At 67.1% G+C, this 16,120-nt stretch carries 13 protein-coding genes; 5 read left to right on the forward strand and 8 right to left on the reverse strand.

Annotated elements, in window-relative coordinates; genetic code table 11:
* Positions 1-32: 32 nt before the first annotated feature.
* Complete coding sequence (locus V6Z91_RS21590; RefSeq protein ID WP_338760990.1) at positions 33-3,761, reverse strand: SdrD B-like domain-containing protein; 3,729 nt, start codon at positions 3,759-3,761, stop codon at positions 33-35.
* A gap of 391 nt (positions 3,762-4,152) precedes the next feature.
* Between V6Z91_RS21590 and V6Z91_RS21595 the strand changes: the two genes are divergently transcribed.
* Complete coding sequence (locus V6Z91_RS21595; RefSeq protein WP_338760992.1) at positions 4,153-4,686, forward strand: hypothetical protein; 534 nt, start codon at positions 4,153-4,155, stop codon at positions 4,684-4,686.
* Positions 4,687-4,883: 197 nt separating this feature from the next.
* On the opposite strand, the gene ppk2 is transcribed toward V6Z91_RS21595, so the two are convergent.
* The 5 genes from ppk2 to V6Z91_RS21620 form a co-directional block, all read right to left on the reverse strand.
* Entirely contained in the window at positions 4,884-5,801 is a 918-nt protein-coding gene (ppk2, locus tag V6Z91_RS21600; RefSeq protein WP_338760994.1) for a polyphosphate kinase 2, read from the reverse strand.
* A gap of 62 nt (positions 5,802-5,863) precedes the next feature.
* Entirely contained in the window at positions 5,864-6,913 is a 1,050-nt protein-coding gene (locus V6Z91_RS21605) for a patatin-like phospholipase family protein (protein WP_338760996.1), read from the reverse strand.
* Positions 6,914-7,034: 121 nt separating this feature from the next.
* The gene (locus V6Z91_RS21610) at positions 7,035-8,366 is read right to left on the reverse strand and encodes an aromatic acid/H+ symport family MFS transporter (protein WP_338760999.1); all 1,332 of its coding nucleotides are present in this window, start codon (positions 8,364-8,366) and stop codon (positions 7,035-7,037) included.
* Between the two features lie 657 nt (positions 8,367-9,023).
* Positions 9,024-11,780, reverse strand: coding sequence for a glycoside hydrolase family 3 C-terminal domain-containing protein (locus tag V6Z91_RS21615; RefSeq protein ID WP_338761002.1), 2,757 nt, complete (start codon positions 11,778-11,780; stop codon positions 9,024-9,026).
* A complete protein-coding gene (locus V6Z91_RS21620) occupies positions 11,777-12,022 on the reverse strand; it encodes a hypothetical protein (protein ID WP_338761005.1) in 246 nt (81 codons plus the stop codon). The genes V6Z91_RS21615 and V6Z91_RS21620 overlap by 4 nt, the downstream gene beginning before the upstream one ends.
* Before the next feature lie 287 nt (positions 12,023-12,309).
* On the opposite strand from V6Z91_RS21620, the gene V6Z91_RS21625 reads away from it, so the two are divergent.
* The 3 genes from V6Z91_RS21625 to V6Z91_RS21635 all read left to right on the forward strand — a co-directional run bounded on the left by V6Z91_RS21625 (position 12,310) and on the right by V6Z91_RS21635 (position 13,885).
* Positions 12,310-12,912 carry a TetR/AcrR family transcriptional regulator gene (locus V6Z91_RS21625; RefSeq protein WP_338761008.1) on the forward strand — a complete coding sequence of 201 codons (603 nt, stop codon included), beginning with the start codon at positions 12,310-12,312 and terminating at the stop codon, positions 12,910-12,912.
* Positions 12,913-13,029: 117 nt separating this feature from the next.
* A complete protein-coding gene (locus tag V6Z91_RS21630; protein WP_338761011.1) occupies positions 13,030-13,266 on the forward strand; it encodes a hypothetical protein in 237 nt (78 codons plus the stop codon).
* Positions 13,267-13,294: 28 nt separating this feature from the next.
* Entirely contained in the window at positions 13,295-13,885 is a 591-nt protein-coding gene (locus V6Z91_RS21635) for a YdcF family protein (RefSeq protein ID WP_338761014.1), read from the forward strand.
* Here V6Z91_RS21635 and V6Z91_RS21640 read toward each other — a convergent pair.
* Positions 13,860-14,420, reverse strand: a complete 561-nt coding sequence (locus V6Z91_RS21640) for an RICIN domain-containing protein (RefSeq protein WP_338761017.1) — start codon at positions 14,418-14,420, stop codon at positions 13,860-13,862. The two genes, V6Z91_RS21635 and V6Z91_RS21640, sit on opposite strands and share 26 nt — an antisense overlap.
* A gap of 233 nt (positions 14,421-14,653) precedes the next feature.
* Between V6Z91_RS21640 and V6Z91_RS21645 the strand changes: the two genes are divergently transcribed.
* Positions 14,654-15,139, forward strand: coding sequence for a DUF2750 domain-containing protein (locus tag V6Z91_RS21645; protein WP_338761020.1), 486 nt, complete (start codon positions 14,654-14,656; stop codon positions 15,137-15,139).
* Between the two features lie 45 nt (positions 15,140-15,184).
* Here the strand turns inward: V6Z91_RS21645 and V6Z91_RS21650 are convergent, their stop codons facing one another.
* Positions 15,185-16,099: a LysR family transcriptional regulator gene (locus V6Z91_RS21650; RefSeq protein WP_338761023.1), complete on the reverse strand. Its 915-nt coding sequence runs from the start codon at positions 16,097-16,099 to the stop codon at positions 15,185-15,187.
* Positions 16,100-16,120: the final 21 nt, after the last annotated feature.

The raw sequence follows: 16,120 nt of genomic DNA on the forward strand, positions 1-16,120 counted from the left end.
GTCCCGCGGGACCGGCCTGTCATGATGCGGCGTCAGGCGACGACGGTGGCGGTCTGGCCGATCAGCTGGGCCATGTTCGCCGCGTCGATGCCGGCGGCGGCCGCGTCGCCGGCCGCCACGTTGAAGTACACGTCCGTCATCGATACGTCGTGGCCGTTGACGGTGGCGCTGCTGCGTTCCAGATGCAGGTTGCCGTTGGCGTCCAGGAACGGCAGTTCCTCGAACGCGACGGCCAGCGATGTCACGCCCGCAGCGGCCAGCGAGACCAGCTCGCCCGCGTCGGTGGCGCCGTTGCTGTTGGCATCCCGCCACAGCGTGAGCGTGCCGAATTGCGCGTCGCATGCCGTCACGAAGCCATCGCCATCGCTGTCGAACGAAGCCAGCTTGGCAAAGCCGCTGCCCTTGCTGGCGCCGCCGAACAGCTCGGAAATATCGTCGATCCGGCCGTTGCCGTTGGCGTCGATGGCCAGGAAGGCGTCGCCGGACGACAGCCAGCCCGACTTGATCGCGCTGCCCGTGCCCAGCAGGTCGAAGCTGCCGGCGAAATCGGCGCGCGCGATGGTGTGGATGCCGTTGCCATCCAGGTCGATCGCGATCGGCGTGATCGCCGCGTCCCAGCTCATGTCGTTTTCGCCGGAGGACAGGAACGTCGCATCGGTGCGCGTCACGTTCACCTTGCCGATGCCGTCGCCGTTCACGTCGGAGTCGGCGGCGTCGTTGCTGCCGGCGTTCTTGACGCCCCACTTCCAGTCGTTCATGGCATACGTGTAGCCCCGGCTGTCGGTGAAGCGCACGTCGGTCTTGTCGAACTTCAGGTAGTAGCTGCCCGGATCGAGGTTGCTGAACAGGTAGCTGCCGCGCGCATCCGTCGTGGTGCTGGCCAGCAGCTTGTTGCTGCCGGCTTCATAGAGCATGACCTTGATCCTGCCGATGCCTTCCTCGCCCGTGTCCTGCACGCCGTTGTGGTTGGCGTCGCGCCATACCTTGTCGCCGATGCTGGCCTTGCGGTACAGGCCCGCGTCCAGGTCGGTCTTCTGCTGGCCCGCGGCCAGCTGGAACACGCCGCTGCCGGCCACGGAAGACGTGGCGGAGAGGTTGGTGAAGTCGGAATCGAGGCTGTCCGACCCCACGTTCGCCTTGGTCACATGCCAGTTGGCCGCGCGCGTCACTTCCACGCTGTAGGCGCCGGCGGCCAGCTTGCCGAACGCATAGCTGCCGTCGGCCGCGGTGACCGTGGTGGCCTTCAGCACGTGGTTGGCGTCGTACAGCTTGACGGTCACGCCGCCGATGCCGCATTCGCCGGCATCCTGCACGCCGTCGAAGTCGCTGTCTTCCCACACCGTGCTGCGGATCGCCGCCTGCACCAGGCCGGCATCCAGCGATTTCACCACGTCGCCCGCCCCGACGGTAACGCTGCCCAGGTTGCCGCGCGCGTCGGCATTGCTGTCGCTGGACGACCAGGTGGCATACTGCCTGGTCACGGCGTAGCCGTCCGGCGTCTGCATGCTCACGCTGTAGGTACCGGCGGCGGCGAAGAACTTGTAGTAGCCGTAGGCGTCGGTCCTGGTGGTCGCCACGACGTCGCCGCCCGCGTCTCTCAGGGTCATGAGCACGTTGGCCACGCCGGCTTCGCCGCTGTCCTGCGCGCCGTCGGCATCGCTGTCGAGCCAGACGCGGTCGCCGATGGTCGCGGCCTGCGCAACGCCGGCGTCCACGCTCGTGTTGTTCTCGCCGGAGACCAGCGTGACCTGCTGCGACCGGCCGCTGGCGTCGATGTCGGAATCGCGGGCGTCGTCGCTCCCGGCGTTCTGTTTCGTCACCACGTAGCCCGCCGGCAGGGCGGAGGTATCGAACTGCACGCTGTAGGTGCCCGGTTTCAGGCCCGTGAAGGCGTACAGGCCGTTGGCATCGCTGGTGGTGGCGGCGATCGCCTTGCCCGCCGCGTCCAGCAGCGTCACCCTGGCGCCCTGGATGCCGCTCTCGCCGGCATCCTGGATGCCGTCGCCATCGCAGTCGAACCACACCTTGTTGCCCAGCGAGGCCGCGCGGTACACGCCGGCATCGGCCGGATCGGTCGTCGCGCCGGCCCGCACCGTGAAGAGGGCCGAGGTGCCGGTGGCATCGACGTCGCTGTCGACTGCATCGTTCGTGCCCGCATCCTGGCCAGTAAAGGTGTAGCCGGCCGGCTTGGCCACCTGCACCGTGTAATTGCCCGCGGCGGTCGTGAACGTGTAGTTGCCCTGCGCGTCCGTGGTCGTGCTGGCGACCTTGTCACCCTTGGCGTCCACCAGGGTCACGGTTGCGCCGGCGACGCCGGTTTCGCCGCTGTCCTGCATGCCGTTGCCGTTCCTGTCTTCCCAGACCGTGCTGGCGATGGTGCCGTGCTCGATCACGGCCGGGGCCTCGAAGACGGCGCCCTGGCCGGACGCCAGCGTCACCTGGCTGGTCGTGCCGCTGCCGGAGGCGAACCTGGCGCCGGCCGGCAGGGTGGCGGCGTCGAACTGCAGGCTGTACGTGCCCGGCTTCAGGTCGCCGAACTGGTACTGGCCGTTCGCGTCGGTGGCGGCCGTGGCGACCACGTTGCCCTGTGCATCGAGCAGCTTCACGGTCACGTTGGCGATGCCGGCTTCGCCGGTGTCCAGCGCGCCGTCGGCATCGGCGTCAAGGAACACCGTGCTGTTTATGCTGGCATGGCGGTACAGGCCCGCGTCGGCATTGCTGACCACGTCGCCCTTGGCGACGGTGATCGCGCCGGTCAGGCCGCTCGCGTCGATGTCGCTGTCCACGGCGGTGTCGCCGCCCGCGCCCTTGGCGGTGGCGACATAACCTTTCGGGGCCGTGATCGCCACCACGTAGGTGCCATTGCCCACTTCGAACCGGTAGTGGCCGTCCGCGTCGGTGGTGGTGGTCTCGATGACGTTGCCGCCGGCATCGCGCAGCGCCACGCCGACGCCGGCGATGCCCGCTTCGCCCGCGTCCTGGATACCGTTGCCGTTATCGTCTTCCCAGACGGTGTCGCCGATCGTGGCCAGGGTCGCGCCGCCGCTGCCGGGATTGCCGCCGGGGGGCGTGATGACCGGCACCGGCACCTTGAACGACAGGTAGTTCGTTGCCACGCTGGTGTCCTGCGCTCCGGTGCCGGCCAGGCCGCCGTTGTCGCGCACGTGGAAACCCAGTTCCACGACACCGCCGGAGGTGCCGCTCGGCACGAAGGCGAGCCTGCCCGCGGCGATGTCGGCCACGCCGATCTCGCTGCCCGCCGCCACGGCCTGGCCATCGAGCGTGATGGTGCCGTCCGCCGGCAGCGATTCGATGATGACGGACTTGAATGCGTGGCCCTCGACGGCGTCGACAAAACCGAAGTCGGCCGTGTCCAGCACCAGCGCGTCATGGCTGGCCAGCGTGAAGTCCTTGTCGACGCCCAGCGGGGCGTCGTTGACCGGATCGATGATGACACGCAGCTCCAGCGACAGGTAATTGCCCCCGTCATCCTCGACCATGAACTGGAAGGTGGTGAACTCGCCGTTGTAGTTCGCCTGCCAGGCACCGGGGCGCACATAGATCTTGTCCGCGCCGACCAGGCCCAGCAGGGCAGTATCGCCCCAGGCCGTCTCGCCGTCGGGCAGGTCGGTGGACAGGTCGATGACTTCGATGGCGCGCGCCGTGGTGTAGCCGGCGTCGGCCAGGATGTCGCGCAGGGACAGTTCGACGGCGGTGTCTTCGTCGACGCGAATGGTACTGAAAAGTGCGATATCGCTCATGCAGTGTGCTCGAATGCCAGCCGGCGCATCGGGTCGATGCGAAAGCGGACGGGGTTGCCCTGGGACGCGGTACAGGAATTGGGTACAGCTTCTGCCGGGAAAAGAACGAGCGGCCGTATTGTTGCCACTCAAATATTTGTGTTGCCGATTGTACAGCAGCTTTGGTCTTCTTGGTAACAACTGTAAATAAAAGTTTTACACTTACAACAGGTGTTACATTCGTTTTAACGCCGAATCCACGCTTCTCGGGCCGGCCCAGTTCGGCAAATCCGTCAGATTTCCAGGCCATGGCGCACACGCGGCCCATCTTGCCTTGACGGAATGGCATCCCTGGCGCATCATGCGGCCCCTTGTCTGCTCAACTTGACTGCTCATCTTTTCGAACGAAGCCATGGCCCTTCTTACCGTCACCGAAGCCGCACGCCTAGCGCGTCGCAGCCGCGCCTCGATCTACCGCGACCTGGAAAAGGGCAGGCTGGACAAGGTGTTCACGGCCGACGGCGCGCTGAAGATCGATTCAGCCGCGCTGGCGCGCGCGTATGGCGAAATCGGCCGCCGCGAGGAACCGGGTGCGCCCGGCGCATCGCCGGCGGCGACGGACAAGGCGATCCAGGCCGTGCTGCGCCAGGTCGATGCGCCGGACGCGGGCACCGGCCCGATGGCCGGCGAGGCGGAAGCGGCGCTGCTGCGCGAGCGGCTGGCGGCCTGCGAGCACCGCATCGCCTTATTGGAAAGAATCGCCCAGCTGGAAAAGGCGGCCCGGCAGGCCGCCGACGTGACGTGGCGCGAACGGGTCGAGGCGAAGGACGAGGTGATCGGCGCGCTGAAGCTGGCGCTGGCGAAGCTTCAGCAGCCGCAGGCGCGCGAGGAAGGCTGGCCCGCGTGGCATCACGCGGCCGGCGCGGAGAAGCGGGCGATCAACTGACGAGGTGCGTGTCGTACCCATCGGTGTCAGACACGTTTTCCGGGGCCCTTCCCGGAAAACGTGTGTGACACCGGTTTTCCCGTGAGGCATTGACGGATATGGATGCCTCTCGGGAAAACCGGTGTCGGACACCATTCGCAAGCGAATGATGTCCGACACCGGTACCCGACGGACGTCGACACATCAGGCGCGGGCGCTCAATAACGCTCCGGCACGATGATTTCCTCCGGCACGGGCCGGCGCACATAATCCTCGTGGTACTCGCGCTCGGGCAGCGCGATCGACGGCCGCTGCACTTCCTCGTAGGGGATCTGCGACAGCAGGTGGGCGATGCAGTTCAGGCGCGCCTTCTTCTTGTCCACGCCCTGTACGACCCACCAGCGCGCCTCGGGAATGTGCGTGCGCTCCAGCATGATCTCCTTCGCCTTCGTGTATTCCTCCCAGCGGCGGCGCGATTCCAGGTCCATCGGCGAGAGCTTCCACTGTTTCAGCGGATCGTGCAGGCGCGCCAGGAAGCGGGCGTTCTGCTCCTCGTCGGAGATCGAGAACCAGTACTTGATCAGCTGGACGCCCGAACGCACCAGCATGCGCTCGAATTCCGGCACCGTCTGGAAGAATTCCTCGTATTCTGCATCGGTGCAAAAGCCCATCACGCGTTCCACGCCGGCGCGGTTGTACCAGCTGCGGTCGAACAGCACGATCTCGCCGGCGGCCGGCAGGTGGCACACATAGCGCTGGAAATACCATTGCGTGCGTTCGCGGTCGTTCGGGGCGGGCAGGGCGACCACGCGGCAGACGCGCGGGTTCAGGCGCTGGGCGATGCGCTTGATCACGCCGCCCTTGCCGGCCGCGTCGCGGCCCTCGAACAGGATCACCACGCGGTGCCCGGTGTGCACCACCCAGTCCTGCAGTTTCACCAGTTCCGCCTGCAGGCGGAACAGTTCGCGGAAGTAGGCGCGGCGCGCTTCCTTCTCCTCGTCGCTGCGCCCGCCCGCCGGCAGCAGCGTTTCCGGGTCCAGCTCGCGGTCGTCCAGCTCCAGTTCCAGTTCCTCGTCGTAGCTGTCGGCGATATCGCGCTGCATGCGGTGGATGACGTCTTGCGGGGTATTCAACATCGGCTGCTCCTGCGGTCTGAAGTCGTGGTGGCGGACTATACGCCGCCAACGTGACAGGATCGTTACGCGCGGCCCTCCGCCACCATGTCCGGCGCGAACACCCGCGCCGGATCGATCGTGGAACGGTGCCCCAGCGCGTCGCCATGCTCGCGCAGCCAGGTTTCCGCGGCGGCCGCGCCGTCATCGTGCAGTTTTTCCAGGAACCCCGCCTCGGAATTGAACTTGCTGGAGATGCCCACGTCCACCAGAGAATCGAGGCCGCTGATCAGGTGCAGGCGGGTCGGGTTGACCGCCACGCGGGCGGCCCGCTCTTCCTCGGAAAGTTGCTGGGTGTAGTAGAGCGAGCTGATCTCGCGGATGAAGGCGATGTTGAAGGCGATCTCGTTGGAGCGGTTGGCGATGTCGGCCTGGCTGCGCGGCAGGTCGTTGCGGGCGATCGGATTGTTCTGCACGACGATGATGTCGCGCGCCGGCCGTTCGAGCAACGGAAACAGCGGCGGGTTGGCGACATAGCTGCCATCCCAGTACAGCTCGCCGTCGATTTCCACGCCCGCGAACACAGTGGGCAGGCAGGCGGAGGCGACGACTCTTTGGACGTCGAGTTCGCGCCGCTTGAAGATCTTGCCCATGCCGGTGCGCACGTTGGTGGCGGCGATGAACAGCTCGAATTCCTCGCAGCCGCGCACCCGCTCGAAGTCGATCATCGTGGCGATGAACTGTTTCAATGGATTGATCGTCATCGGCGCGTGCGTCACGGGGCCGATGAGGGCCCCCATCATTTCCATTGCGTGGTAGGCGGGCGTGTAATCCATCACCCAGCGGCCCGACAGGCGGTCGATCGGCGAACGCTGCAAGGGGCTGAGCAGCGTGACCTGGCCCAGCGTCGTCCAGAAGCGGCGCAGCGCCGCCTGGGCACCGCGGCGGCCGCCGCCGTAGGCATAGCCATCGGCGGCGACGACGGCGTTGATCGCGCCGGCGCTGCTACCGGTCAGGGAATCGATGGTGAGCCGCTCCTCGTCGAGCAGCCGGTCCAGCACGCCCCAGGTGAAGGCGCCGTAGGTGCCGCCGCCCTGCAGGGCGAGGCTGACGAATTTCGGTGTCGTGATGTGCAAGGCAATCCCCCGGAAAAAAGGGGCGGCCGGAATGGCCGCTTGCAAATACTGTATTGGGTTTCGCGAACCGGCGGCGCTACGGTCGAGGCGGGGCGCGCGCCAGGGCGCACGCCCCGCCGGGTCAGGCGGCCTTCGGCGCGGCGCGGGCGCCGGCCTTTACCAGCACGATCGCCAGGGCGGCGATGGCGGCCGGGATGCCGAGGATCGCGATCACGGCCGAGAAGCCCCAGCCCATCGACAGCAGCACGCCGCCCAGGAAGGAACCGAGGATGCTGCCGAAACGGCCGATGCCGAGCATCCACGAGACCCCGGTGGCACGCACGGCGGTGGGGTAGCAGGCCGGCGCGAAGGCCGTCATGCCCGTCTGTGCGCCATTCATGCAGAAGCCGGCCAGCATCACCATGGCCGTGAACGTGGCCGTATGGATGTCGCTCATCGCCAGCAGCAGGATGAACACGGCGCCGCCGCCATACGCCAGGCCGATCACGCGGTTGGCGCGCCAGCGGTCCATGTAGAAGCCCACCACCAGGGCACCGACGGTGCCGCCCAGCTGGAACAGCGCCGTCAGGCTGGCGGCCCGTTCGATCGGCAGGCCGGCGTCGCGGATCAGCGTGGGCAGCCAGCCGCCCAGCAGGTAGATCACCAGCAGGCCCATGAAGTAGGTGGTCCACAGCGACAGCGTCATCGATTTGTACGCCGGCGACACCAGCGTGCCGACCGGGTGGCCGGTGGCGACCGGCGGTTCGCTGACATGGAAGCGGGTGTCGTCGCTGAAATCGCCGCCGCACACCCGGCGCAGCGTTTGCGCGATTTTCGCGCCGGGGAACTTGCGCACCACCATGAAGCGCGCCGATTCCGGCAGCAGCCACAGGTAGATCGGCAGGCAGACCAGCGGGATGGCGCCGCCCATCAGCAGCAGCGTGCGCCAGCCGTAGGAGGGCAGCAGGGCGGCGGCGGCAAAGCCGATCAGCGCCGAACCCAGGTTGAAGCCCGTGAACATCACCGCCAGCAGCGTGCTGCGCGAGCGTTCCGGCACGTATTCCGACAGCAGCGTGGTGCAGCAGGGCATGGCCGCGCCCAGGCCCAGGCCCGTCAGGAAGCGCAGCAGCCCCAGCACGAAGATATTGCCGGCCGCGGCGCTCAGCAGGTTGAACACGCCGAACAGCGCGACGGCGCCCAGCAGCATGCGCTTGCGGCCCCAGCGGTCCGACATGGGGCCCACGAACAGGGCGCCAATCGCCAGCCCGACCGGCGTCGCGCTCATGGCCAGGCCGAACGCGGTGCGTGAAATGCCCCATTCGGCAATGATGTCGGGGGCGAGGAAGCCCATGATCGCCACGTCCATGCCGTCCGTGGCGACGATGAGGAAGCACAGGCCGAGCAGCAGCCATTGATAGCCGGACATGCTCCGGCCGTTGATGTGGGCGCGGACGTCCAGCGCTTGATGTTCCATGCAGTCTCCTTGATGCGAACTCTTGAAGCCCGCCGCCGGGGAGCTGCTTTATGAAGGCGATGCCCCGGCAGGCGGGGCACGCAGCATCCTTCCGGGGCCGGGTGGTTGCGGCAAGCCGGCCTGCCGCAGGGGGCGGCCGGGCAGGCGCCACGGAACTATACTGAACACGCGTTCGATAGACAACCACTTGTTCGATCAGCGAACGGTATTTGTGTGACCCCGCGGCATATGGCCCGGCCCTGCCCGGCTGGCGCCGGCCCCGTCGGCGAGCCGCTTGGGTCCTGGGAACATCGTGGCTGGTGTCTGGAGGCAGCGTACGGCCCGGCCGCTTACGAATGAGTTACGAATGGCGTGCAGGCGGCGAACCATCGGGCTTTTGTGCCGACGGCGAACGCCCGGGCGGTCTTGGGCGATCCCGGTGCCAGGCCGCGACACCGCGCGCATGCGCAACGGCCCGGATGACCGGCTGCCGTTCCCGGTGCCTTGCGGAGCAAACACGGGCAAGTCCGATGTTGAAGTGCGGGTGGAATCCGGCGAATGCGGTCCGGCGGCGGCCGTGCCGGGAGCGATCGCCGCATGGGCGGCAGGGAGCCACGATGGAGGGCGGGAAGCCTGCAGGCCGGCGCAATGGCCGGCCTGCAGGCTCGGGGACGCGGATTAGTAGGCCCGTTCGTCCGACACTTTCACCGCTTCGCGCAGCGGGGCCGGCAGCGGGTTCGACGTGATCGTCGACAGCTGCATGGCGGCGGGCGCCGTCAGGTGCGCCGCCAGCGGCAGGGTTTCGGAGGAGCTGCCCACGCGGATCGCATAGCGGCCGGCGTCGACCTGCCAGGTGCCCGTGCCGGTCGCGTAGTACGCCAGCGAGCGGGCGTCGATCGGGATCGTCACGGTCTTGCTTTCACCGGCTTGCAGATACACCTTGGCGAAGCCCTTCAGCTCCTGCTTCGGCCGTGCCACCGCGGCGCTGTTCGGTTTCACGTACAGCTGCGCCACCTCATACCCCGGGCGGGTGCCGGTATTGGTCAGCGTGAACGTCGCATTCACCGTCGCCGCGCCGGACGCCAGCGAGGTCGCCGACAGTTGCAGGCCGCTGTAGGCGACCGTCGAATAGGACAGGCCGTGGCCGAACGCGTAGAGCGGCTTGGTGCCGGCATGATCGAAACCGCGGTAGCCCATGAACACGCCTTCGCTGTACGACAGCGTCTTGCGCGACGGGTTGGTGGCCGCGTCGGCGAAATTGCCCGACGGCTGGTACTCGGCGATGCTGCCGTAGCCGCCAGCGGTCGGATACGAGGCGGCGGTCTTGCCGATGGTGACCGGCAGGCGTCCCGACGGATTGATGGTCCCGTACAGGATCTCGGCCAGCGCCTGGCCGCCGAACTGGCCCGGGTACCAGGCCAGCAGCGACGCGGCCACCTTTTTCGCCCACGGCATGGCCGACGGGCCGCCGCCGTGCATCACCACGACGGTGTTGGCATTGGCCCTGGCCACGTTGGCGATCATGTCGGACTGGAATTCCGGCAGGTCGAACGCCACGTCGCTGCCTTCGCCTTCGTATTCGGCGTTCTTGCCCACCGCGACCACCACCGCGTCGTAATCGGCCAGGCTGTCCGGCGCCGCCAGCGAGGCCCAGCTCAGCTGGATACCGTTGATGCTGCCCAGTACCGGGAAGTAGGCGCCCGTGGTGCGGCGGTATTCCAGCTTCACGCTGTACAGGGTACCCGCCTTGAGCTGGCCGGTCTTGCCGGAGACGCTGGTGGCATTCACCACGTCGGCCGCCACCGGCGTGCCGTCGAAGTCGATCACCAGTTCGCCGTTGACCCACAGGCGGCAGGCGCCGTCGGCGCGCACCTTGAACACGTGCTGTCCCGTGACGGCCGGCCTGATCATGCCCGTGAAGCGCGCCGAGAAGGCGCCGGGGGCCGGGCTGAAGCCGGCGATCGACGTGCTGCCGTTCGCCGTGGTATTGCTGCCCTTGATGAAGTCCCAGGCCACGCCGGGCTCCACGCGGGTCACGGCCGCCGGGCCGGCCAATTGCGTGTTGGCGAAATACTCCGCCTTCAGGCCGGGTTGCAGCGCTGTCGCGGTCGAGCCGGGCTGGTACCACACGGCCGTGGCCGGGTCCAGCGACATCGAGGCGATGAAGGAGACATTGGCCGGGTCCACGTTCAACTGCTGCAGGCCGTTCAATTCGGTGATGTAGCGGTTCGCCGGCGCCCAGGCGGTGCCGAACGGCGACGGCGGCGATTGCCTGGCCAGGTCGCCGATCACGGCCACGCGGGCATTGGCCGACAGCGGCAGTACCGGCTGCGAGCCGTTCTTGCCGGCGTCGTTCTTCAGCAGCACGATGCCTTCGCGGGCCACCGCCAGCGACGCCACGTCGCCGTAGGTGGTGTCGAGCGCGGTCGGGGTCGGCAAGCCCTTGTCGAAGCCGAAGCTGACCATGGCGCGCAGGTTGCGGCGTACCTTGTCGTCCAGCACCACCATCGGAACCTGGTTGCTGTACACCAGGTCGTACATCACGGCGTCCGTGTAGGCCAGCGCGCTCGGCATGTCCAGGTCGGTGCCGGCCCAGGCGGCCTTCTGCGGATGGTGGATCGAGTTGAAGTCGCTCATGACGAAGCCGTTGAAGCCCCATTCGCCCTTCAGCACCTCGGTGATCAGGTGATGGCTCTCGCAGCCGTAGTCACCGTTGATCTTGTTGAACGAGCACATCACGGAGGCGGGGCGGGCATTCTTCACCGTCGATTCGAAGCCGGGCATGTAGATTTCGCGCAGCGTGCGCTCGTCCACGGAAACGTCCAGCAGGTGGCGGTTGGCTTCCTGGTCGTTGGCGATGTAGTGCTTGGCGGCGGCCTGGATGCCCTGCGCCTGGATGCCGTTCACCACGGCCGGGCCCAGCACGGCGCCCAGGAACGGGTCCTCGCCGCTCAGGTACTCCGCGTTACGGCCATTGTATGGCGTGCGGAACATGTTCAGGCCGGGCGACAGCATCTGCTGCGCGCCCGCCTGCCGGGTTTCATAGCCGATGGCCAGGCCGAACTGCTGCGCGCGGTTGATGCTCCACGTAGCCGCCAGCGCCGATTGCGACGGGAACTGGGTGCCGAACGTGCCCAGGCCCACATGCACGCCCATCGACGAATCGTAGGCGACCGTGCCGGGCAGTCCCTGCGACGGCAATTGCGGCAGCATGCGGCCGTCGTTGACCCGGATGAATTCGAACTTCTGCTGCAGCGACATATTGTCGATCATCGCGCCCACGCGCGCCTCGACTTCATTGCCCTGCAGGGGATAGGCCGCCAGGGCAACGGCGCCGTGGCCGGCCAGTGCCCCCAGCACGGTGGTGGATACGAGCGTGGAGATCAGCGTGCGGCGGCAGCGGCGCGCGCGAGAGAGGGGAGTGGCGTGCGTCATTTCTTCACGGCTCCCGGTGCGTCCGTCTCGTCTTGCGGCATGTCGATGACCGTGACCGCGCCCCTGGCTGGCGGCTCCACGGCGGTGCCGCGTTCATCGGCGATGGCCTTCTGCTTTTCGAGGAAGGCGGCGCGCTCGGCTCGTTCCTGCTTCGCGGCGGCAGTTTCGATGGCGGCCGCCTTCGACGTGCCGGCATGGACCGGCGCGGCGAGCAGGGCGAGCAGGGTGACTGGGAGCGCCATGAGGCGCCGGCGTGTGATGTGCATACTGACCTTTCGATATTCGTGAATTGCGTGCGGCCGCGACCGCACCGGGTCTTTTGTGTACCCAGCGGTACAGTATAAGGCCGATGTTTCACGTTCGACAATAGGTAGATTCCGATATGCAAGTCAGTGCCGCCATGCCGCGGTGCGTGGCCGCCGGCACTGTTGTGCCGGCCTGGCCGGTGGCGAGCCTGGCGAGCCGCACCATCGCGTACCGGCAAGGGCTATACTCCGGCCTTTGCAACCGTCGCCCCGACCTTGTCCGCATGAGAACCAAATCCGCCGAGCGGCGCCATCACATCCTGCGCGTCGCTGCCGCCACGTTTGCCGAGCTGGGCGTGGAGGCCACCACGATGTCCGAGATCGTCTCGCGTCTCGGTGGTTCGAAGGCCACCATCTACAACTATTTCCCGTCCAAGGACGAGCTGGTACAGCAGGTGCTCGCGCAATCGTCCGAATTGAAGCTGCAACAATCGTTCGCGGCGCTCGACCCGGCCCGGCCCATCGATGAAGCGTTGCGCCACTTCGCCCGCGCCTATCTCGCCCAATTGCTCACGCCCGAGATGCTGTCGGCCATGCGGATCGCCCAGCAGAATGCCCACAAGGGCGGGGAGGGCGGCACGCGGTTCTACGCGGCGGGTCCGAAGGTGGGCTGGACGATCATGCAGCAGTTCCTCGCGCGCCACGTGGAAGCCGGCACGCTGCGGCCGTGCGACGGCTGGGTGGCGGCGATGCACCTGAAGGGCCTGATCCAGGGCGAGTTGCTCGACCGCGCCATGTACGGTGAAAAGATCGTGGCCGTGCGCGCGATCCACCAGGCGGCCGACCGCGGCGTCGAGGCATTCCTGCGCGCCTACCGCAACGACTGAGCGGCAACGACTGAGCAGCCGGCTCATGTACACTGTGATCGTTCGTCCACGAGCGGGGGAACGCCGAAGCCGGGTACCGCCGGCACGCCACGCCAATGCGCCACCAGGAGGATCGCCATGGATGCCGTCGCCGGGTTCATGTTCAATGTGCTGATGGAAGTCATCATGTACAACATCGGCAGGGCCGCCATCGCGGTGTTCTCGTTCGGGCGCGTGCGCACCGAGGGATTCTCGGAGAGCGTCAGCGCGGGCACGCGCGACGGCCGGATCGTGGTGCCCGTGATGGCGGCCCAGCTGATCGGCGTCACGCTGTTCTCCCTGTTCTGGATCGTCTTTTTCGCGCTCCGGAAGTAGGCGTTTCGACCGGCCAGAACGCCCGACCATGTCGCCCGACGCGCTGCAAGCGATTGCCGACTACCTGATGCCGGTGCTCCCCGCACGCGCCTCCGACCTCGGTTTCCTGTTCGGCACCCGCCACGGCGTGCCGGAATTCTGCGCCGCCGCCCATGGGCTGTGGCAGGAAGGGATGTTCGGCCGCCTGCTCGTTTCCGGCGGCCCGACCGGAGGCGAGCCGCGCGCGGAAGCGGAAGTCATCGCCGAGCGCCTGCTCGCGCTCGGCATGCCGGCGCAGGCGCTCATCCTGGAAACGGCGGCCTTGAATACCGGCGAGAACGTGCGCTTCGGGCGCGCCAGGGTGGCGCAGGCGATGGACCTGGCCACGGTGCGCAGCGTGCTCGTGATCGGCAAGGTCTGCTCGACGCGCCGCTACCTGATGACCATGCAGCGGCACTGGCCCGGCTTGCGCCTGTCCGTCTGCCCCGTCAACTATTTCGGCACGCCGGTCGAGCGCTGGCACGAGCACGCCGAGTTCCGCGCCCGCGTGCTCGGCGAGTTGGGGCGGATTCCGCGCTACCTGGCGGCCGGCTTTCTCGAGGAGATCGGCGGGGCTAGCCCTGCAGTTTCAGGCGAATGACCCAGCGGCGCGACGGATCCGTGTCGCAGTCGAATTGCACGCCCTGCAGATTGTTCGCTGGCGAGACGCCGCCGGCAATCGTCAGGCATTTATTGGTCTGCACATTGCGCAGCTGGTGCAGGCCACTGCCGGAGACGTCGCTGATGCGCCAGGTCCGCGACGGGTGATCGTCGCAGTCGAACTGCAGTGCCCGCACATTGTTGTCGGTGCTGACACCGCCGGCGATCGTCAGGCACTTTCCGGTCTGGACATTCCTGACCTGATAGATCCCGCTGCGGGTCTCCCGCAGCGTCCAGCGGCGCGAGGGATCGCTGTCGCAGGTGAATTGCACGGCGTCGACATTGTTCGCGGTGCTGACGCCGCCGGCGATCGTCATGCATTTCGAGGTCTGGACATTGACGAGCATGATCTCGCCATTGACCGGTTCCGCGCGGGCGGGGCCGGGGACCGCGGCGGCCGCGAGCAACAGCAGCGCGGCCGCGAACACGGCGCCGTGCGGTGCCGGGCGGCGCATCGGGATATGACAGGCCTTCATGGCAATCTCCTTGCGTGGCTTCAAGCAACCGTAAGCGTCGGTTGCAGGACGATAGTGCGCCCGGCGCGGCACCCGTGGTGTCACCATTTGTCGCGATGGTGTGCGAACTTTGTCGCCTGGCGGGACGCGACAGGCATAAGTGCAACTAACCGAAAGCTCCCTGGCAATGGCTGCCTCGCTCTTCCGGCTGCGCAGGCGGCAGGCCGACAGGGAAGGGGACATCGGTTGCCCACATGATGCTAAAAAAGAACGATAATCATGGCCGGCAAACGCGCGGCGGCCACTCATGTGATCCCGGCCAGTCCCGCCCGCGTCGCCCCGAAGGATCGAATAGAAGAATGCATCCAAAACAGCTCGCCGCAGTGTTCGCGCTGCCTCCCGAAAAACGGTTCCAACATTTCACCGGCATGGTGGCCGACCGCGAACAAGCCTGGGGCCTGTACCAGGATGGCTGGGCATTGGCGTGCACGGACGACGGCACGAAGGTGTTTCCCCTGTGGCCGGCGAAGGAGTATGCGCAAGCCTGCGCGCTCGATGACTGGGCGGCTTACGAACCGCGCGAGATTCCCCTCGGCGACTTGATGGAGAGCTTGTTGCCGAAGCTGAAGTCCGACGGGGTGTTGCCGGGTATCTTGCCGACGCCGGCCGGAAAAGGCGCGACGCCGCCCGTCGATGATGTCATGGCGGCCCTGGAGGAAGAGCTGCGGAAATACTGCTGAAGATCGGATTCCCTTCCGTTTCCCACGGTCGCGCGCCGCGCGACATCACAGCACTTCCGCCACGTAATCGATGCCCCGCTCGTCGTAGATCTCGTAGATCACCGCCAGCATGTCGGCCAGTTCCTGCGAACGGTCCATCGCCCGTGTGCTGAAGATGATGGGTGACACGGCCTGCCGGTCGTCGATGCGCTGGTAGACGACGTCCGTGCGGATCATCCCTTGCAGGCTGTCCGGCACGATGGCGATGCCCTGGCCGGCGCCCACCAGGCCGATGGCGATCTGCAGCTCGCGCACCTCGATCACCTGGCGCGGCACCAGCATGCGCTCGCGAAAGGTGGCCAGCACCTGGTCGGCGAAGCTGGGGCGCGGCGAGCGCGGATAGACGATCAGCGGATCGTCCATCAGGTCCGACATCCTCAAGGGGCCGGGCACGCGTGTAAGCCGGTGCCCCACGGGCAGCGCCACGATCAGCGGCTCGTCGCGCAGCACGATGCGGCGGATCGCCGCGTCTTCCCCCTTCAGCCGGCCGAAGCCGACGTCGATCACGCCTTCCTTCAAGGCCTGCAACTGCTCGATCGTCGTCAGCTCGTGGAAGCTGATTTCCACGCCGGTATAGCGCTCGCGGAAGCGCCGCACGATCTCCGGCAGCAGGCCATACAGGGTCGAGGCCACGAAGCCGATCGACAGCTTGCGCTCGATCTTGCCCACCCGCTGCGTCATCGCCTTCAGGTCCTGGGCCTTGGCCAGCAATTCCTGCGCGTGGGCGTGAAAGAAGCGGCCCGCTTCCGTCAGCCGCAGCGGCCGCGACCCCTTTTCGATCAATGTCACGCCCAGTTCCTCTTCCAGCTGCTGGATCTGACGGGACAGCGGGGGCTGGGCGATGTTGAGCCGCTCGGCGGCCCGCGTGAAGTTCTTCTCGTCGGCGACGGCGACGAAGTAACGCAAGTGGCGCAATTCCATGACTATACCTTGAAGGTATGA

This window comes from Massilia sp. METH4, from assembly GCF_037094685.1.
Classification (GTDB): domain Bacteria; phylum Pseudomonadota; class Gammaproteobacteria; order Burkholderiales; family Burkholderiaceae_D; genus Rugamonas.

Coding starts and splice junctions, on each gene's coding strand:
- V6Z91_RS21645 (WP_338761020.1), top strand. CDS start 14,654: ATGATGCTAAAAAAGAACGATAATCATGGCCGGCAAACGCGCGGCGGC.
- ppk2 (WP_338760994.1), bottom strand. CDS start 5,801: ATGTTGAATACCCCGCAAGACGTCATCCACCGCATGCAGCGCGATATC.
- V6Z91_RS21610 (WP_338760999.1), bottom strand. CDS start 8,366: ATGGAACATCAAGCGCTGGACGTCCGCGCCCACATCAACGGCCGGAGC.
- V6Z91_RS21590 (WP_338760990.1), bottom strand. CDS start 3,761: ATGAGCGATATCGCACTTTTCAGTACCATTCGCGTCGACGAAGACACC.
- V6Z91_RS21635 (WP_338761014.1), top strand. CDS start 13,295: ATGTCGCCCGACGCGCTGCAAGCGATTGCCGACTACCTGATGCCGGTG.
- V6Z91_RS21615 (WP_338761002.1), bottom strand. CDS start 11,780: ATGACGCACGCCACTCCCCTCTCTCGCGCGCGCCGCTGCCGCCGCACG.
- V6Z91_RS21630 (WP_338761011.1), top strand. CDS start 13,030: ATGGATGCCGTCGCCGGGTTCATGTTCAATGTGCTGATGGAAGTCATC.
- V6Z91_RS21620 (WP_338761005.1), bottom strand. CDS start 12,022: ATGGCGCTCCCAGTCACCCTGCTCGCCCTGCTCGCCGCGCCGGTCCAT.
- V6Z91_RS21640 (WP_338761017.1), bottom strand. CDS start 14,420: ATGAAGGCCTGTCATATCCCGATGCGCCGCCCGGCACCGCACGGCGCC.
- V6Z91_RS21595 (WP_338760992.1), top strand. CDS start 4,153: ATGGCCCTTCTTACCGTCACCGAAGCCGCACGCCTAGCGCGTCGCAGC.
- V6Z91_RS21625 (WP_338761008.1), top strand. CDS start 12,310: ATGAGAACCAAATCCGCCGAGCGGCGCCATCACATCCTGCGCGTCGCT.
- V6Z91_RS21650 (WP_338761023.1), bottom strand. CDS start 16,099: ATGGAATTGCGCCACTTGCGTTACTTCGTCGCCGTCGCCGACGAGAAG.